Source organism: Providencia sp. PROV261 (assembly GCF_028477945.1).
Lineage (GTDB): Bacteria > Pseudomonadota > Gammaproteobacteria > Enterobacterales > Enterobacteriaceae > Providencia > Providencia stuartii.
In genome coordinates, this window is record NZ_JAMPMC010000001.1 from 1 (window position 1) to 1219 (window position 1219).

At 38.9% G+C, this 1219-nt stretch carries 3 protein-coding genes; 2 read left to right on the forward strand and 1 reads right to left on the reverse strand.

Going from position 1 to position 1219, the window contains the following annotated elements; genetic code table 11:
- Positions 1-440, forward strand: a 440-nt coding sequence (locus PR675_RS00005) for an RHS repeat-associated core domain-containing protein (RefSeq protein ID WP_272582641.1), incomplete at its 5' end; no start/stop codon positions are given.
- Complete coding sequence (locus PR675_RS00010) at positions 441-926, forward strand: pentapeptide repeat-containing protein (RefSeq protein ID WP_249890423.1); 486 nt, start codon at positions 441-443, stop codon at positions 924-926. It begins immediately after the preceding gene.
- Positions 927-1068: 142 nt separating this feature from the next.
- Here the strand turns inward: PR675_RS00010 and PR675_RS00015 are convergent, their stop codons facing one another.
- Positions 1069-1206, reverse strand: coding sequence for a SymE family type I addiction module toxin (locus PR675_RS00015; RefSeq protein WP_230089754.1), 138 nt, complete (start codon positions 1204-1206; stop codon positions 1069-1071).
- Between the last annotated feature and the right edge of the window lie 13 nt (positions 1207-1219).

Genomic DNA, 1219 nt, shown 5'->3' on the forward strand with positions numbered 1-1219 from the left:
CCGGGCAATATGAAGACCGCGAAACGGGCTTGTATTATAACCGCTTTCGGTACTATGATAAGGACAGCGGGCAGTCTATCTCACCAGATCCCATAGGGCTGGTTAGTGGGTTGAATCCGTATGGGTGTGTGCACTGTCCGACGAAATATATTGATCCACTAGGATTGATGTGTTGCCCTCTAATTACAAAAGGTACATATGTTACCTCTGACATTATTCAAGGTGCACTGGAAGGGGATACGATGCAAACCGCCCAAGGTTCTGTATCCTTACCAGCTATTCAACGTTATGTTGATCGATTATTAAAAGGTGATGTTGCTCCACCAATAAAGGTTGATGGTAATATTATCGTTGAAAGTAACCATCGCTATGTGGCTGGTAAAATTGTAGGAAAAATTCCTGAAACAAAGGTAGATACTTTTGATTGGGGGAACTATTAAATGATAAACCTCTATTTTGAATCTACCGATGAAATAAAAAAAATAGATAGTGATACCTTAGATGGTTATGATTTCTCTGGGGAATTATTACATACGGCAATTTTTGAAGGATTATCCTTACAACACGCATCTTTCGAGCAAGCTAATTTACGTAGTGCCAATTTTGCATATTGCATATTAAATAATACCAATTTTACTAGCTCATTATTGATGAATACTAACTTCTTAGGTGCATCATTAATTAATTGTAAATTAGTAAACTCTAAACTCAGCGGTGCATTTTTTCAAGATGCTAATTTAGAGGGGGCTAATTTAAAAAATGCAGATTTATTTGCTGTGAATATGAATAATACTAATCTAAAAGGGGCTAATATGAATGCCAGTAGAATTATGGATGCAACTTTTACCAACGCAATCTTTGATAAAAATACAATATGGCCTGAGGGGTTTTCACCGTTAAAAGCCGGAGCTAAATATGTTGATTAAATAATGTCTAACTAGAAGAATTATCCTCTAGTTAGACATTATTAAGAGCCGTTCAGTTTAGCCTTTAGCCGCTTACATACTCCGCCATCAGCTCGCGCATCGTGTGTTTGATGGCACTGAGTTGCGCTTTCTGTTGTTGGTTCTACTGCTTAATCGCTCGGGTGTCTTCGCTGTCGGGTATCAACACCAAACAACCGTTTAAAATCTTCACCGTGAACGTGAAACCGGTCTCAAAACCCGCGTCCTTCAACCAATACCCTGTTAAGTGGATTGCCGGCAGTGGGTTGGTTTTG

Bases quoted from the DNA above. Each gene is read 5' to 3' on its own strand.
- PR675_RS00010 (WP_249890423.1), top strand. From the start codon at position 441: ATGATAAACCTCTATTTTGAATCTACCGATGAAATAAAAAAAATAGAT.